Source organism: Streptomyces sp. NPDC057474 (assembly GCF_042802555.1).
Lineage (GTDB): Bacteria > Actinomycetota > Actinomycetes > Streptomycetales > Streptomycetaceae > Streptomyces.
In genome coordinates this window covers 19,911-35,633 of record NZ_JBHVDX010000094.1, presented here as the reverse complement: position 1 = coordinate 35,633, position 15,723 = coordinate 19,911, and the positions used below count along the sequence as shown (strand labels likewise).

Annotated in this window: 14 protein-coding genes and 1 pseudogene; 12 read left to right on the top strand and 3 right to left on the bottom strand. The window is 71.0% G+C overall.

Annotation, left to right across the window (positions count from 1 at the left end):
- Window positions 1–952 (bottom strand): Ku protein (locus tag ACFU53_RS25110; protein WP_383996498.1); only part of this gene is annotated, 952 nt, incomplete at its 3' end.
- 270 nt (window positions 953–1,222) lie between these two features.
- On the opposite strand from ACFU53_RS25110, the pseudogene ACFU53_RS25105 reads away from it, so the two are divergent.
- From ACFU53_RS25105 to ligD, 3 genes and pseudogenes are all read left to right on the top strand, one after another.
- A pseudogene (locus ACFU53_RS25105) lies at window positions 1,223–1,398 on the top strand (VOC family protein); the annotation flags it as partial.
- Window positions 1,399–1,817: 419 nt separating this feature from the next.
- The gene (locus ACFU53_RS25100) at window positions 1,818–4,217 is read left to right on the top strand and encodes an ATP-binding cassette domain-containing protein (protein ID WP_383996495.1); all 2,400 of its coding nucleotides are present in this window, start codon (window positions 1,818–1,820) and stop codon (window positions 4,215–4,217) included.
- 270 nt (window positions 4,218–4,487) lie between these two features.
- Window positions 4,488–5,369, top strand: a complete 882-nt coding sequence (gene ligD, locus ACFU53_RS25095) for a non-homologous end-joining DNA ligase (protein ID WP_383996493.1) — start codon at window positions 4,488–4,490, stop codon at window positions 5,367–5,369.
- Window positions 5,370–5,373: 4 nt separating this feature from the next.
- Here ligD and ACFU53_RS25090 read toward each other — a convergent pair whose 3' ends face one another.
- Window positions 5,374–6,177, bottom strand: a complete 804-nt coding sequence (locus tag ACFU53_RS25090) for a nuclease-related domain-containing protein (protein WP_383996490.1) — start codon at window positions 6,175–6,177, stop codon at window positions 5,374–5,376.
- A gap of 112 nt (window positions 6,178–6,289) precedes the next feature.
- On the opposite strand from ACFU53_RS25090, the gene ACFU53_RS25085 reads away from it, so the two are divergent.
- From ACFU53_RS25085 to ACFU53_RS25065, 5 genes are all read left to right on the top strand, one after another.
- Entirely contained in the window at window positions 6,290–6,811 is a 522-nt protein-coding gene (locus tag ACFU53_RS25085; RefSeq protein WP_383996487.1) for a dual specificity protein phosphatase family protein, read from the top strand.
- A gap of 295 nt (window positions 6,812–7,106) precedes the next feature.
- Complete coding sequence (locus ACFU53_RS25080; RefSeq protein WP_383996484.1) at window positions 7,107–7,334, top strand: hypothetical protein; 228 nt, start codon at window positions 7,107–7,109, stop codon at window positions 7,332–7,334.
- 175 nt (window positions 7,335–7,509) lie between these two features.
- Window positions 7,510–8,928 carry an FtsW/RodA/SpoVE family cell cycle protein gene (locus ACFU53_RS25075; RefSeq protein WP_383996481.1) on the top strand — a complete coding sequence of 473 codons (1,419 nt, stop codon included), beginning with the start codon at window positions 7,510–7,512 and terminating at the stop codon, window positions 8,926–8,928.
- Window positions 8,925–10,403, top strand: a complete 1,479-nt coding sequence (locus ACFU53_RS25070) for a penicillin-binding transpeptidase domain-containing protein (RefSeq protein ID WP_383996479.1) — start codon at window positions 8,925–8,927, stop codon at window positions 10,401–10,403. The genes ACFU53_RS25075 and ACFU53_RS25070 overlap by 4 nt, the downstream gene beginning before the upstream one ends.
- Before the next feature lie 41 nt (window positions 10,404–10,444).
- The gene (locus ACFU53_RS25065; protein WP_383996476.1) at window positions 10,445–10,945 is read left to right on the top strand and encodes a DUF3291 domain-containing protein; all 501 of its coding nucleotides are present in this window, start codon (window positions 10,445–10,447) and stop codon (window positions 10,943–10,945) included.
- On the opposite strand, the gene ACFU53_RS25060 is transcribed toward ACFU53_RS25065, so the two are convergent.
- Window positions 10,938–11,774: a hypothetical protein gene (locus ACFU53_RS25060; RefSeq protein WP_383996503.1), complete on the bottom strand. Its 837-nt coding sequence runs from the start codon at window positions 11,772–11,774 to the stop codon at window positions 10,938–10,940. The two genes, ACFU53_RS25065 and ACFU53_RS25060, sit on opposite strands and share 8 nt — an antisense overlap.
- A 191-nt stretch (window positions 11,775–11,965) precedes the next feature.
- On the opposite strand from ACFU53_RS25060, the gene ACFU53_RS25055 reads away from it, so the two are divergent.
- From ACFU53_RS25055 to ACFU53_RS25040, 4 genes are all read left to right on the top strand, one after another.
- Window positions 11,966–12,940 carry a diiron oxygenase gene (locus ACFU53_RS25055; protein WP_383996473.1) on the top strand — a complete coding sequence of 325 codons (975 nt, stop codon included), beginning with the start codon at window positions 11,966–11,968 and terminating at the stop codon, window positions 12,938–12,940.
- Window positions 12,941–13,222: 282 nt separating this feature from the next.
- Entirely contained in the window at window positions 13,223–13,948 is a 726-nt protein-coding gene (locus ACFU53_RS25050; protein WP_383996470.1) for a TetR/AcrR family transcriptional regulator, read from the top strand.
- Between the two features lie 10 nt (window positions 13,949–13,958).
- Complete coding sequence (locus ACFU53_RS25045) at window positions 13,959–14,309, top strand: hypothetical protein (RefSeq protein WP_383996467.1); 351 nt, start codon at window positions 13,959–13,961, stop codon at window positions 14,307–14,309.
- 102 nt (window positions 14,310–14,411) lie between these two features.
- Window positions 14,412–15,656 (top strand): NlpC/P60 family protein, encoded by a 1,245-nt coding sequence (locus ACFU53_RS25040; protein WP_383996464.1) that lies wholly within the window; start codon window positions 14,412–14,414, stop codon window positions 15,654–15,656.
- Window positions 15,657–15,723 lie beyond the last annotated feature (67 nt).

Genomic DNA, 15,723 nt, shown 5'->3' with positions numbered 1-15,723 from the left:
TCTTTGCCGTTGATTTTCTGGCGGCTGATTTCTTGGTGGGCTCGGTCGATTTGGCTGTCGACTTCTTTGGGGAGGCGGCCGTCTTCTTGGCTGTGGTGGTGGACTTCTTGCCCGGGGGTTGTTTGGGGGTGGCGCGGGACTGGAGGGGGGTGATGTCGGCGTCCTCACCTCGGGACTCCTTGGCTTCGCGGACGCTCTTTTCCAGCGCGGCCATGAGGTCGAGGACCTTGCCGCCCGGGGCCGGGGCAGGGGCGGTGGGCGGCTCCTCGCCGGAGGCCTTCGCCGCGATGAGTTCCTCGACGGCCTCGCGGTAGTCGTCGTGGAGGGAGTCGAGGTCGACCTCGCCCAGGGTGTCCATGAGGGCGTCCGCGAGGTCCAGTTCCTTGTCGCGGACGGTGACGCTCGCGTCGGGGGCGACCCCGTCCGTCGTACGGATCTCGTCGGGCCAGAGCAGCCCGTGCATCGCGAGGACGTCGTCCACGACCCGGAGCATGCCCAACCGCTCACGCCCGCGGAGGGCGAACTTGCAGATGGCGACCTTCCCGCTGCGTTTGAGCGCCTCGCGGAGAAGGGTGTACGGCTTGGCGGCGGGGACGCCGTTCGCCGCGAGGTAGTACGCGGCGTCGACCTGGAGCGGGTCGACGCTCTCGGCCGGTATGAAGCCCTCGATCTCGATGGTCTTGGCCGTCGGGATGGGCAGCGACGCGAGGTCCTCGTCCGTGATCGGGATCATCGTGCCGTCCGCGTCCTCGTACGCCTTGCCGATCTCCCCCTGCGTCACCTCGCGGTCCTCCAGCTCGCAGACCTTGCGGTAACGGATGCGTCCGCCGTCCTCCAGGTGGACCTGGCGGAAGGAGACGGAGTGGCTCTCGGTCGCGTTCACCAGCTTGATCGGGATGCTGACCAGGCCGAAGGAGATGGCGCCGTTCCAGATGGATCGCACGGGCAGCACGCACCTTTCGGGTCCCTGCTTCCGGATTGTCCACACCGTAACTCTGACCGGTCGCCCGTGCCCGTCGGCCGCCGGGCACCCCGCACGCCCCGGTCGGTGAACCCCCGTACGACCCGGTCGGCAGGCTCCGTACGACCCGGTCGGCAGGCTCCGTACGACCCCGCTCAGCGGGCCCGTCCGGCTTCGTCAGAAGGTTCCGTCCGCCCCCGTCACCGGATCGGTCAGGATTCGAGAAGCGTGGGTGGGCGGGGCGCGCCTAGCGTGAAGGCCATGGGTTTCACCATCAACGCGAGCTTCGTCCGCCACGACGACCCGGACGCTTCCCTCGCCTTCCACCGCGACGTCCTCGGCTTCGAGGTCCGCAACGACGGCGGTACGACGGGATGCGCTGGATCACGGTCGGACCGGTCGGCCAGCCCGACACGTCCATCGTCCAGGAGCCGCCGAAGCAGTTGTACGGCGCCCGTGGCTTCGCCGTCCGCGTCCGGCGGGCAACCTGATCCGCGTGCATGAGGTCTGAGGTCCGGAGGGCTTCGCAGGGCCGGGATCCAAGCCAGGGTCCAGCTCCGGGTCCGGGTCGGGCTCCGGCTCCGGCTCCGGCTCCGGCTCCGGCTCCGAGCCCAGGCCTAGGCACAGCTCCAGGCACTGGCACTGGCACAGACACAGGCACAAACCCGGAAGCGAAGATGCCGCCGCCCACCCCAGCCCCGTACCGCCGACCGGGTGAACGCGCCGACCGCGCGACCTTCGCCGTAGACACACAGAAGACGCACAACCACACGTACTGTTCCCAGCGGATCGGATCCAGTCAGGCGACGCCGGCGGGGACCGCGGGACGCGGCTCCGCACGACAGATGGAGGAACGATGACCAAGGCCACGAGGGCGGGGACGCAGGCGCAGTCTCCCGGGCCGCACGCCGCCGACAGCCATGATCTGATCCGTGTGCACGGGGCGCGGGAGAACAATCTCAAGGACGTCAGCATCGAGATCCCGAAGCGCCGGCTGACGGTGTTCACCGGGGTCTCCGGCTCGGGCAAGAGCTCGCTGGTGTTCGACACGATCGCCGCGGAGTCACAGCGGCTGATCAACGAGACGTACAGCGCCTTCCTGCAGGGTTTCATGCCGAACCTGGCGCGGCCCGAAGTGGACGTGCTCGACGGGCTGACCACCGCGATCACCGTCGACCAGCAGCGGATGGGGTCCGACCCGCGCTCCACCGTCGGCACCGCCACCGACGCCAACGCGATGCTGCGCATCCTCTTCAGCCGGCTCGGCGAGCCGCACATCGGCCCGCCCGGCGCGTACTCCTTCAACGTCGCCTCGGTCTCGGCGAGCGGCGGGTTCACGGTCGACCGGGGTGCCGACAAGACCAAGACCGAGAAGGTCACCTTCAGCCGCACCGGCGGCATGTGCACGCACTGCGAGGGCCGGGGCAAGGTCTCCGACATCGACCTCACCCAGCTGTTCGACGACTCCAAGTCGCTCTCCGAGGACCCGTTCACCATCCCCACCTACACCGGGGACGGCTGGGTGGTGCGGGTCATCGCCGAGTCGGGCTTCTTCGACAAGGAGAAGCCGATCCGCAGGTACACCAAGAAGGAACGGCACGACTTCCTCTACCGCGAGCCGACGAAGGTGAAGATCAACGGCGTCAACCTCACCTACGAGGGGCTGATCCCGAAGCTGCAGAAGACCTTCCTCGCCAAGGACCGCGAGTCGATGCAGCCGCACATCCGGGCCTTCGTGGACCGGGCGGTCACCTTCACCGAGTGTCCCGACTGCGACGGCACCCGGCTCAGCGAGCTGGCCCGCTCCTCCCGGATCGGCAAGGTCAACATCGCCGAAGCCTGCGCGATGGAGATCCGCGACCTGGCCGAATGGGCCCGCGGGATCGAGGATCCGTCGGTGGCACCGCTGCTCGCCAAGCTCCACTACACCCTCGACTCGTTCGTGGAGATCGGCCTCGGCTACCTCTCGCTCGACCGGGCCTCGGGCACGCTCTCCGGCGGCGAGGCGCAGCGCACCAAGATGATCCGCCACCTCGGCTCCTCGCTCACCGACGTCACGTACGTCTTCGACGAGCCGACCATCGGCCTGCACCCCCATGACATCCAGCGGATGAACAACCTGCTCCTGCGGCTGCGCGACAAGGGCAACACGGTGCTCGTCGTGGAGCACAAGCCGGAGACGATCGCCATCGCCGACCACGTCGTGGACCTCGGTCCCGGCGCCGGCACGGCGGGCGGCACCGTCTGCTTCGAGGGCACCCTGGAGGGACTGCGGGCGAGTGACACCGTCACCGGCCGTCATCTCGGCGACCGGGCCGCCCTGAAGGAGACGGTCCGCAAGCCCACGGGCACGCTGGAGATCCGCGGGGCGAAGGCGAACAACCTCCGGGACGTCGACGTCGACATCCCGCTCGGCGTGCTCACCGTCATCACGGGCGTCGCCGGCTCCGGCAAGAGCTCGCTCGTGCACGGCTCGATCCCCACCGACGAGAGCGTGGTGTCGATCGACCAGACCGCGATCCGCGGCTCCCGGCGCAGCAACCCGGCGACGTACACCGGGCTGGCGGATCCGATCCGCAAGGCCTTCGCCAAGGCCAACGGCGTGAAGCCGGCGCTCTTCAGCGCCAACTCCGAGGGCGCCTGCCCCACCTGTAACGGCGCCGGCGTCATCTACACCGACCTGGCCATCATGCAGAGCGTCGCCACCACCTGCGAGGAGTGCGAGGGGAAGCGGTTCGAGGCGTCGGTGCTGGAGTACCGCTTCGGCGGCCGTGACATCAGCGAGGTGCTCGCGATGTCGGTGACCGAGGCCGAGGAGTTCTTCGGCGCGGGTGAGGCGCGCACCCCCGCCGCCCACCGGATCATCGAACGGATGGCGGACGTCGGCCTCGGCTACCTCACCCTCGGCCAGCCGCTCACCACGCTCTCCGGAGGCGAGCGCCAGCGGCTCAAGCTGGCCACCCACATGGGCGACAAGGGCGGGGTCTACGTCCTCGACGAGCCGACCACCGGCCTCCACCTCGCCGACGTGGAGCAACTGCTCGGGCTGCTCGACCGGCTCGTCGACGCCGGCAAGTCGGTGATCGTCATCGAGCACCACCAGGCGGTCATGGCACACGCCGACTGGATCGTCGACCTCGGCCCCGGCGCCGGCCACGACGGCGGCCGGATCGTCTTCGAGGGCACCCCGGCCGACCTCGTCGCGGCCCGCTCGACCGTCACCGGGGAGCACCTGGCCGGATACGTGGGTTCCTGATGGCGACATCGGCGCCTGAACGCGCATGTCGGCGCCTGACCGCGTACGTCGAAGGCTGACCGCACACGCCAGCTCCGGACTGCGCACGCCGGCTCCTGACCACGCACGTCGAAGACTGACCGCACACGCCGGCTCCGGACTGCGCACACCGGCTCCTGACCACGCACGCCGGAGACTGACCACGCACGTCGGCACCTGATCGCGCACGCCGGAGAATGACCGCCGGGCGTTTTGCCCTTATTCGCGCCAAATCATGGGATTCTGGCGTCCATGACACCGATCACCGAGGTGGAGGGCCGCAGAGTCGTCCTCTCCAATCTGGAGAAGGTCCTCCACCCGGCGACGGGCTTCACCAAGGGCGAGCTGCTGCACTACTACGCCACGACCGCGGACGCCCTGCTGCCGCATCTCCGCGACCGTCCGGTCTCCTTCCTGCGCTACCCGGACGGACCGGGCGGCCAGGTCTTCTTCACCAAGAACGTGCCGCCGGGCACACCCGACTGGGTCACCACCGCCGAGGTGCGGCGGATGGAGGGACCGGCCCGGATGGTGCTGGTCCAGGACCTGGCGAGCCTGATGTGGGCGTCGAACCAGGTCGCCGAGTTCCACACACCCCAGTGGACCGTCCACTCCTCCGACGAGGCCGACCGGCTGGTCTTCGACCTGGACCCGGGGACGCCCGCGACGGTCGTCGAGTGCTGCGAGGTCGCCTGCTGGCTGCGGGAGCGGCTCGCGGCGGACGGAATCGAGGCGTACGCGAAGACGTCCGGGTCGAAGGGGTTGCATCTGCTGGCGGCGGTGCGCGGGGCGTCCTCGGAACGGGTGACGGAGTACGCCAAGGAGCTCGCCGTCGAGGCCGAGAAGGCGCTGCCCCGCCAGGTCGTCCACCGCATGACCCGCAGCCTGCGCCCCGGCAAGGTCTTCGTCGACTGGAGCCAGAACGCCGCCCGCAAGACCACGGCCGCGCCCTACACCCTGCGCGCCCGCCCCGAACCGACCGTCTCCGCCCCGGTGACCTGGACCGAGGTCGAGGAGTGCGCCTCCCCCGCCCCACTGATGTTCCGGGCCCCGGACATCGCTCCCCGCCTCCAGGACTACGGCGACCTGCTTGCGCCGCTCCTGGACCCGGAGGCCGCGCGACCACTGCCGTGACGGCCTACACCCGGGTCCACGTCCGCCGGTCCCGGGCCATCGCGTGCAGCCCCTCCACGTCCGCCGGCTTCAGCACCCCACCCGCGCGGGCGAGTTCGGCGAGGTCCGTGTCGCGCAGGACGCGTACCTCGCGCAGGGGTGTGGTGATGTCGAGGGCGGAGGGTTCGGCGAGGGCGAGGACGGGGTGGACCTCGGCGGTGAGGGCGTAGGAGGCGCGGTCGGCGTCGGCGCGGAGCCCGCGCAGCAGCGCGCGGGGCTCGTGTCGGCCGACGGCGACCACGGGGTCGGTGACGACGACGCGCTGCCTGCGGGCGTGGAGGGACCGGACACAGAACAGGCCCCCGGAGCCGATGACCAGGTGGTGGATGCGGTCGCCGCCCGGCAGCGGCACGGAGTGCAGGGTGTGCCAGCCGGCGCCCTCCAGCCGGTCCAGCGCGTCGCCGACCGTCTGCTCGGCGGCCAGGGCGCGGCGGCGCGGGTCGGGACGCAGCCGGCGTGGTGGGCCGGGAGCGCGGTCGAGGGCGATCAGCAGGGCCTCGCCGGGGCGGTTGGGGGCCAGGTCGTCGTCCGGGTGGAGGCTCAGCCGGGCCAGCTCGGCGGGGGTCGGCACGGGCGGGGGGCCCACGCTGACCGGGCCGGCGATGAAGGGGCCGAGAACGGCCAGCACATCCTCTCTGCGCTCCTCGTCGAGGAGGTTCACCCGGCCCGCCTCACGGTCGTACCAGGCGATGTTCCTCCCGTCGGTCCGGCACACGTACAGGCGCTCCTGTCCGTGCCGCCATGTCGGTATGACGCGCAGTCCGCTCATGCACCATCACCCCACGACCATGGGAACAGGCGGGGTGCTCCATCGGCAAGAACCCGGCTACCTTTGAGGTGGCGACCCGTCGTCAGGGGGCTACCGCCTAGGGGAGGCGCCGTTGCGGACGCGCAGGAAGCAACCCGATGTTCCGGCTCCGGGCGAACCGTGGAGCGAGATCGTGCCGGGGCTGTGGATGGGCGGGCACGAGTTCGCGGGGCGGGCCGGTACCGGGGACGTCGAATTCGCGGTCGTACGCGATGAGTTCGATCTGGTGCTGACCCTGCTGCGGCTACCGGGGTACGGGCCGGACGACGGCGTCGAGCACCATGTGTGGCCGATCCCGGACGGGCCCCTGGACGGTACGCAGCTGGCGGGCGTGATGCGGCTGGCGCAGGCGGCGTGCGACGCGCTGGAGGACGGCAAGCGGGTCCTTGTCCGCTGCTACAGCGGGTACAACCGGTCCGGTCTGGTCGTGGCGCACGCGCTGATCCGCGACGGGCACTCCGCCGAGGACGCGATCCGGCTGATCCGCACCCGCCGTTCGCCGTGGGCACTGCACAACGAACTGTTCGTGGAGTACCTGCACACGGGGCTGGCGACGGTCCGGTTCCTGGAGGAGTTGGAGGAACTGGCCGATTGACTTGCTCCTCGGGACCGAAGCCCGAGGATTCCGACCCTCTCGCCTGTTGCTGTGCCGGGGTCGTGGTCGAAATGCGAGAACGCTCCGGACGGGGGTGCGGTGGCCACAGTGCGACGCCTGCCGGTCAGTGGGTGCTGATCGCGCCCACGCGGCGGAGCCGCACATCAGAAACAGCCTCGCGCCTCTTACCGGGGCGTTTCCCTGATGGCCCATTGAGAAAGGCGCATCACCCTCCCTCCTCCTAACGTGGCGAATAGTCATGTTCGTGTTCGCCCCCCTTTATGGAGGAGCATCGATGTCCCTGCGGACTTTGCTCATGCGGTTCGGTATAGCCGCTGCCGGTGGCGCTCTCGTGGCCTTCGCGGCCACGACTCCCGCTCTCGGCGCCGACCTGGAGGACCACCGAGAGAACAAGCAGATCGTCAAGGGGGAGGTCGCCGCCCGTACCGGTCCGATGCTGCGCAGCGCGCCGCCCCGCGACGGCGCGGTCATCCGGGTCGCGCCCTACGGAGAGATCGTCTAGATCTTCCGCAGGGCCGAGGGCCGGACCGTCAACGGCAGCCGGCAGTGGTACCTGCTCGTCGACGGCGCCTGGGCCTGGGGCTCGGCCCGCTCCATCGAGGCCTTCAAGACGCCACGCTGGTGCGGCGCCTGAGCGACAAGACACACAAGGCATTCCATTTAGGTAAGTTCCGGGCATGACCACCAAGGCCGGAACGACCCTGGCGGCGGATCCTTCGGACCCGCCCCCGCCGCCCGCCGTACGCCTGCTCCGGCGCCGAGGCGTCGAGTTCACCCTCACCGTCGTGGCCGTCCTGCTCTCCGTGTACGGCTACTGCGCTGTCGGTCTGGCGAAGAACGGCACCGTCCCGCCCGGCGCCACCGATTACGGCGCCGGGCTCGGCGTGCTCGCGCTGCTGGCCCATCTGGTGGTGCGGCTGCGGGCGCCGTACGCCGATCCGCTGCTGCTGCCGATCGCGGTGCTCCTCAACGGCCTGGGCCTCGTGCTGATCCACCGGCTCGACCTGGAGACCCCGGCCGACCAGGCGGCACCCGCGCAGCTGAACTGGTCGACGCTCGGGGTGGCGCTGTTCATCACGGTCGTGGCCCTGCTGCGCGACCACCGGGTGCTCCAGCGATACGCGTACGTCTCGGTGGTGGCCGCCCTGGCCCTGCTGGCGCTGCCGATCCTGTTCCCGCCGGTCAACGGGGCCCGTATCTGGGTGCGGATCGCCGGATTCTCCATCCAGCCGGGCGAGTTCGCGAAGGTGCTGCTCGCGCTGTTCTTCGCCAGCTATCTCGCGGCGAACCGCAACGCGCTGGCGTACGCCGGGCGCCAGATCTGGCGGTTCAAGCGCCTCCAACTGCCCACCGGGCGCGTCCTCGGCCCGATCGTCACCATCTGGCTGCTCAGCGTCGGCGTCCTGGTCCTGGAACGGGACCTGGGCACCTCGCTGCTGTTCTTCGGCCTGTTCGTGATCATGCTGTACGTCGCCACGGGCCGCACCGGCTGGATCGCGGTGGGGCTGTTGCTGGCGTGCGTGGGCGCGGTGGCCGTCGGCTGGCTCGAACCGCATGTGCACAGCCGTGTCGAGGACTGGCTGCACCCGTTCGCGTCGATCGAGGCGGGCCAGGGCCCCAACCAACTCGCCCAGTCCCTCTTCGCGTTCGCCGCCGGCGGGCTGCTCGGCACGGGCCTGGGTCTGGGTCACTCCATCCTGATCGACTTCGCCGCCAAGTCGGACTTCATCCTGGCCACGGCGGGCGAGGAGCTGGGCCTCGCCGGTCTCACCGCGATCTTCCTGCTCTACGCCCTGCTGGTGGAACGCGGCTACCGCACCGGCCTCGCTCTGCGCGACCCCTTCGGCCGCCTCCTGGCCACCGGCCTCGCCTCGATCGTCGCCCTCCAGGTCTTCGTCATCGCCGGCGGCGTCACCGGTCTCATCCCCCTCACCGGCATGGCGATGCCCTTCCTCGCGCAGGGCGGCTCCTCCGTCGTCACCAACTGGATCATCGTGGCCCTGCTGATGCGGCTGAGCGACTCCGCCAGGAGACAGTACGACCACGGGCCTCTCCCCCAAGCCCCGTACGACAGCCCGGAGGGCCGGGGCGCATGACCAAGTACATCCGCCGTGCCGCCGCCCTCTGCGCCCTGCTGCTGCTCGCCCTCCTCGTCAACGCCACCCGCGTCCAGGTCTTCCAGTCCCGGGCCTACGACGACAATCCCGCCAACCGCCGCCCGGCGATCGCCCGTTGGGGCCAGCCGCGCGGGAACATCGTGGTCGAGGGGCGCCCGGTCACCGGCTCGAAGGACACGGGGGAGCAGCTTCGCTACGAACGGACGTACCGGGACGGCCCGTTGTACGCACCGGTCACGGGCTTCGCCTCACAGGTGTACGGGACGACGTTCCTGGAGCACGCGAAGGACTCCGTCCTCGACGGCAGCGACCCACTGCTGTCCTTCCTCCCCCTGTGGAACGACGTCACCCGCGACCAGAACCCGGGCGGCGAGGTCGTCACCACCCTCCAGGAGGCGGCCCAGCGGGCGGCGTACCTCGGGCTCGGCGCCCGCCGGGGCGCGGTCGCCGCGCTCGAACCGGCCACCGGGCGCGTCCTGGCGCTGGTGTCCCGACCGTCGTACGACCCCGGAGTGCTCTCCGGCAACGGGCGCCCGGTGGCCGAGGCGTGGGCGCGGCTGAACGGGGATGCGAGCAGGCCGATGCTCAACCGGGCGGTGCGGCAGACCTATCCGCCGGGTTCGACGTTCAAGGTGGTGACGGCCGCGGCGGCGCTGGACGCCGGGGTGGTCACGGACCTCGATGCCCCCACCCGCTCCCCCGCCCCGTACACCCTGCCGGGCACGACGACCTCCCTCGCCAACGAGGTCGAGGGCTGCGAGAACGCCTCCCTGCGCTATGCCTTCGAGTGGTCGTGCAACACGGTCTTCGCGAAGCTGGGCGTGGACGTCGGCCTCGGCGCCATGACGGACACGGCCCGGGCCTTCGGCTTCAACGACCCGGGCCTCCGGATCCCCTTCTCGGTCGCCCCCAGCAGCTTCGACACCGAGATGGACCGGGCCCAGCTCGCCCTCTCCTCCATCGGCCAGTACGACACCCGCGCCACCCCCCTCCAGATGGCGCTCGTCACGGCGGCCGTCGCCAACGGGGGCTCGGTGCGGTCGCCGTACCTCGTCGAGCGCACCACCACGGCGAGCGGCCGCACGGTCTCCGCCTCGGGCGCGCGCACCCTCCGTCAGGCCATGAACCCCGCCACCGCGAGGCGCCTGCGCGACCTCATGCGCGGCGTCGTCGAGGACGGCACCGGCGCCAACGCCGCCCTCCGCCACGCCACCGTCGGCGGCAAGACCGGCACCGCCCAACACGGCATCGGCAACTCCGGCACCCCCTTCGCCTGGTTCATCGGCTGGGCCCAGTCCGACGACGCGATCGAACCCGAGGTGGCCGTGGCGGTGGTGGTCGAGGACGCGGAGGCGGTGCGGGGCGACATCAGCGGGGGCGGGGACGCGGCACCGATCGCGAGGGAGGTGATGAGGGCGGTGCTTGATGCCAAACATGACCACCGGCTGAGATAAGCGGTACAACCCCCGAAGCCAACCGTTCTATCGTCCGGTCCATGACTTCCGCCGCGTACCAACTCGCCCAGGTCAACATCGCCCGTCTCAAAGCCCCCTTGGACTCCCCCCGGTTGAAGGAATTCGTAGACGCCCTGGACCCCGTGAACGCGGTCGCCGACACCTCCGCCGGTTTCGTCTGGCGCCTGCAGAGCGACTCGGGCAACGCGACGGACATCCCTGTCCTCGGCGACGAGTGGCTGATCATCAACATGTCGGTGTGGCGGGACACCGACGCCCTCACGGCCTTCATGTACCAGGGACAGCACAGGGAGTTGCTGTCCCGCAGGCGGGAGTGGTTCGAGCGCTTGGCCGACGCGGCGGCCGCCCTGTGGTGGGTCCCCGTCGGCCACCGCCCCTCCGTGGCGGAGGCGGAGGAACGGATCCTCCACCTCCGCGCCCACGGTCCGACGCCGTACGCGTTCACCCTGCGCACGTCGTTCCCGGCGGGCCCGGCGGAACCGGCTGCCGAGCCCGTCGTGGCGGACGCCGCCCTCAGCTGATCCGCTGCCGGATCTCGGAGCGGACCTGCAGGGTTCGCTCCGCGAAGGCCTCCACATCCACCTCCGAGGCGTCCTGCCCGACGCTCGCCACGCTGAGCTCCGCGACGGACGCCCCGGTGTTGCCGTCGGCCCAGGCGCACATCGGGTACGTGACCTCGCTGCCGGCCTGCTCCTGGGTGACGACCTGGCAGCTGATGGTGAGGTCGGAGTCGTCCGGGGTGTAGTCCTCGGGCGGCACGACCACCGTGATCGTGTCGACCTCGGCCGCGCCCTTCAGCATGTTGTCGCGGGCGGCGTCGGTGTTCTTGAACCGGCCGTACATGCCCGAGACGATCAGGGCGCCCTCGGCCCCGTCCGCCAGCGGTGTGTACTGCGCGACGGCGGCCGTGACGTCGCGGGCGTCCCAGGCGCCCTCCGCCTCCTCCGCCACCTGCTGCCCCGTCGTGTCGGAGAGGTCCTGGGCCAGCTTGTACTCACCGTCCAGCACGGTCTCGGGCAGCGCCAGCTTGTACTCGGCCTCCGGGAATCCGCTCGTGCTCTGCGTCCCGACGACCCACAGCCCCACCGCGCCGACCACCACGAGACCGACGACTCCGCCGACGATCCCGAGGATCAGGCCCACCCGGCTCTTCGGGGGCGGCACGGGCTGCCACCCGGCGGGGTACGGCTGGCCGTACTGCTGCGGCGGGTACGGCTGCTGACCGTACGGCTGCGGCTGCGGCTGCTGTTGCGACTGTGGTTGCGACTGCGGCGGGTACGGCTGACCGTACGGCCCCTGGTGCGGCGGCTGTTGACCGTACGGCTGGGGCTGCTGGGGCGGTGGAGGCATGGACACGCCAGCACGCTACTGCACGTCACGTCACCGTCAGGAACCGGCCACCGCGCTTCGCGCACTCGCATGGGGTAGACGGGTCGTCAACAAGTGGCGCGCGAGGGATTGACGGCCTTGCTGACAGGTAGTCTCATAAGCGGTGACCGCCGGTAACTCCCTGAACTTCCGCACGAGGAGCTGCGACAGCCATGACTACGGTGCCCTCGGTGAACCCCGTGACCTCGGTGGACTCGACGAACCCGGTGCCGGAGGCGGAGATGCTGCGCGACGCGCTCGGGCTCCTCAAGGACCGGGAGCAGGTGGCCGAACGGCTGCTCGTGTCGTCCGCCAAGCACTCCTTCGACCCGGACAAGGAGCTGGACTGGGACGCCCCCTTCGAGGAGGGGAAGTGGTTCTGGCCGCCGGAGCTGGTCTCCCTGTACGGGACGCCGATGTGGCGGACGATGTCGGAGGAGCAGCGGATCGCGCTCTCCCGGCACGAGGCGGCGGCGCTGGCCTCGCTCGGCATCTGGTTCGAGATCATCCTCATGCAGCTGCTGGTACGGCACATATACGACAAGGCCGCGACCAGCGCGCACGTCCGCTATGCCCTGACGGAGATCGAGGACGAGTGCCGGCACTCGAAGATGTTCGCCCGGCTGATCAGCAAGGGCGACACCCCGTACTACCCGGTGAGCCGGCTGCACCACAACCTGGGCCGCCTCTTCAAGACGATCTCGACGACCCCCGGCTCCTTCACCTCCACCCTCCTCGGCGAGGAGATCCTCGACTGGATGCAGCGTCTGACCTTCGCCGACGAGCGCGTCCAGCCGCTCATCCGGGGCGTCACCCGCATCCATGTCGTCGAGGAGGCCCGGCACGTCCGCTACGCCCGTGAGGAGCTGCGCCGCCAGATGGTGACGGCCCCGCGGCTGTCCAGGAGCTTCACCCGGGTCACCTCCGGCGAGTTCGCCCGCGTCTTCGCCGTCGCCTTCATCAACCCCGAGGTGTACTCGAACGTCGGCCTCGACCAGCGAGTGGCTGTCGCCCAGGTGCGGGCCAGTGCGCACCGTCGCGACATCATGCAGACCGGGGCGAAGCGGCTGACGGACTTCCTGGACGACATCGGTGTCCTTCAGGGTGTGGGACGCCGTATGTGGAGGTCGTCGGGGTTGCTGGCGTAGTTCTTTTCGGCCGGGCGCGTCAGGGGAGGGGGTCCGGGTGCGTCGGCGGGCGCGGGCCCGGCGGGGACTGGTCCGGCGGGGACTGGCCCGGCGGGGACTGGCCCGGCGGGGACTGGTCCGGCGGGGACTGGTCGCGCAGTTCCCCGCGCCCTGAAAAGCAGGGGCTGCGCCCCTGGCTTTTCGGCCCGCGGGACCCTTCTCTTTCAGGCCCGCATGGCCTGGTCATTCAGGGGCGCGGGGAACTGCGCGAGAAGCCCCACGCCCCCGGCTACGCTGCGAGGTATGACGTCCGAGGCCCCCACCCGCGCGTACCGCCGACTCAGTGTGGAAGAGCGGCGCAGCCAGCTGCTGGACGCCGCGCTGGAGCTGTTCGCGCACCGCGCGCCGGAGGACGTCTCCCTCGACGACGTGGCGGAGGCGGCCGGGGTCTCCCGCCCCCTCGTGTACCGCTACTTCCCCGGCGGCAAGCAGCAGCTCTACGAGGCGGCCCTGCGTTCGGCCGCCGAGGAGCTGGAGCACTGCTTCGACGAGCCGGCCGAGGGACCCCTCACCAGCCGACTGACCCGAGCCCTCGACCGCTATCTGGCCTTCGTGGACGAGCACGACACCGGCTTCAGCGCCCTCCTCCAGGGCGGCAGCGTCGTGGAGACCTCCCGGGCGACGGCCATAGTGGACGGGGTCCGGCGGGCCGCCGCCGATCACATCCTGCGGCATCTGGAGGTGGCCGAGCCGGGTCTGCGGCTGCGGATGACCGTCCGTATGTGGATCACCTCCGTGGAGGCCGCCTCCCTGATCTGGCTCGACGAGGGCAAGCAACCGGACGTCGGTGAGCTCCGCGACTGGCTCGTCGAGCAGTTCGTCGCCTGTCTCACCGCCACCGCCGGCCGCGACCCGCAGACCGCCGCCGCCGTACGGCACGCCCTCACCGTCGAGACCCCCGACGGCGCCGTCGGCACCCTGGCCCGCCGCATCCTCCCCGTGGTCGGCGACGCCACACACCTGCTGTGACACTGGTCCGGTGAAGAGCCAAGACACCCCCTTCGTGGGCGGCCCCCTCGACGGGCGCGTCCTGCCCGTGCTGCTCGGCATCACCGGGCACCCCCCGAAGACGTACCGGGTCCCCGTGCCCGACGCCGCCGGCGGCCCGCCGACCGTCCTCGTCTACCGCCGGGTCGACGCCGGCCGCGGCGGCTTCATGCACCAGCTGTGGAAGTACGAGTACGCCCCCGACGCGGACCCCGGCCGCCGCCTGAACCGGCCCTGGTCCAAGCCGGACACCCCGACCGCCCTCGACACCCCGGACACTGCCGGCTCCCCGGGCGGGCAATCCGCCACGCCGCCCACGAAGCCGCGCCCCACCGACGAGTGACACCCGGGCGCCGAACGGTCCACCCGGCGCGCGCCCACCCCCCACTTCCCCCATCCTGCCGATGCGAGGTGGACGGCCCACCCCCGCAGCGGAGGTGATGACGTGTCAGGAAGGCTTCTGCGCCTGGTCGGTACGGCGACGGTGACGGCGCTCACCACCGGCGCCCTCCTCACCACGGCCCCCACTCCGGTCATGGCCGCACCGGAACCCCCGACGGCCAACGACAACCCAGGAGCGAACGCGGACGCGAAGCCGGACCCGACCGGCGAGAGCGCGGACGCGGAGCCGGAGACGGCGACGGCGACGGCGACCGGCACGGACACCGGCAGGGACACCGGCGCCGAGCCCCCCTCCCCCGACACCCGTTCGGTCGCCGAGCTCCTCACCGACCTCCAGCGGCTCCACCGCGAGGCCGAGGAGGCCACCGAGGCGTACAACGCGACCGATGAGGAGCTGACGAAGCAGCGGGCCGAGGTGGCGAAGCTCGACCGGCGGCTCGCCGCGGCCCGCCTCTCCCTGCACGACAGCCGGGGCGCGGCCGGCCGGCTGGCCCGGCAGCAGTACCAGAACAGCAGCAGCGCGCTCTCCCCGTACGTACGGCTGCTGATGGCCCGCGACCCGCACCGGGCGCTGGAGCAGGGACATGTGATCGGTCAGGTCGCCCAGGACCGGGCCGAGACGATCGAACGGATGGTCGGCAGCGAGCAGGACACCGACGCGCTCGCCCGCAAGGCACGCGCGGCCCTCGACCGGCAGCTCACCCTCACCGAGCGACGCAGGAAGGAGCGCGACGCCGTACGCGACCGGCTCGACGAGATCGAGAGGCTCCTCGCCTCCCTCACCGCCGAACAGCTCGCCGCCATCGAGGAGTTGGAGAAGGGCACCACGGCCGAGGCCCAGCGGGAACCCGTCACCTCCGGCGCCCTCAGCACGGTGCGCCCGCCGACCCGCGCCGGCGCGAAGGCCCTGCGCCACGCCGTCGCCCAGATCGGCAAGCCGTACGAATGGGGCACCGAGGGCCCGAGGACCTTCGACTGCTCAGGCCTCACCTCGGAAGCCTGGTCCCGCGCGGGCCACCCCATCCCCCGCACCAGCCAGGAGCAATGGGCCCAACTCCCCCGCGTCCCCCTGAACAAGCTCCGCCCCGGCGACCTGGTCGTCTACTTCAGGAAGGCCACCCACGTGGCTCTGTACCTGGGAGACGGGATGGTGATCCAGGCCCCGCGCCAGGGCACGAAGATCAAGGTCTCGCCCGTGGCCGCCAACCCGGTCCTGGGCGCGGTACGCCCGGACCCGAAGGGCAAGCCGCTGAAGGAGTTCGACCTCCCGAAGCCCCCGGTTCTTTAGGGGCGCGGGGCTGTAATCGCCATACGGCTCCGCCGCGTGGGCGCGAGCAACCACACACACCCCGCAC

Excerpts from the sequence above, each read along its gene's own strand:
- ACFU53_RS25100 (WP_383996495.1), top strand. The coding sequence starts at position 1,818 with ATGACCAAGGCCACGAGGGCGGGGACGCAGGCGCAGTCTCCCGGGCCG.
- ligD (WP_383996493.1), top strand. The coding sequence starts at position 4,488 with ATGACACCGATCACCGAGGTGGAGGGCCGCAGAGTCGTCCTCTCCAAT.
- ACFU53_RS25090 (WP_383996490.1), bottom strand. The coding sequence starts at position 6,177 with ATGAGCGGACTGCGCGTCATACCGACATGGCGGCACGGACAGGAGCGC.
- ACFU53_RS25080 (WP_383996484.1), top strand. The coding sequence starts at position 7,107 with ATGTCCCTGCGGACTTTGCTCATGCGGTTCGGTATAGCCGCTGCCGGT.
- ACFU53_RS25075 (WP_383996481.1), top strand. The coding sequence starts at position 7,510 with ATGACCACCAAGGCCGGAACGACCCTGGCGGCGGATCCTTCGGACCCG.
- ACFU53_RS25070 (WP_383996479.1), top strand. The coding sequence starts at position 8,925 with ATGACCAAGTACATCCGCCGTGCCGCCGCCCTCTGCGCCCTGCTGCTG.
- ACFU53_RS25065 (WP_383996476.1), top strand. The coding sequence starts at position 10,445 with ATGACTTCCGCCGCGTACCAACTCGCCCAGGTCAACATCGCCCGTCTC.
- ACFU53_RS25060 (WP_383996503.1), bottom strand. The coding sequence starts at position 11,774 with ATGCCTCCACCGCCCCAGCAGCCCCAGCCGTACGGTCAACAGCCGCCG.
- ACFU53_RS25055 (WP_383996473.1), top strand. The coding sequence starts at position 11,966 with ATGACTACGGTGCCCTCGGTGAACCCCGTGACCTCGGTGGACTCGACG.
- ACFU53_RS25050 (WP_383996470.1), top strand. The coding sequence starts at position 13,223 with ATGACGTCCGAGGCCCCCACCCGCGCGTACCGCCGACTCAGTGTGGAA.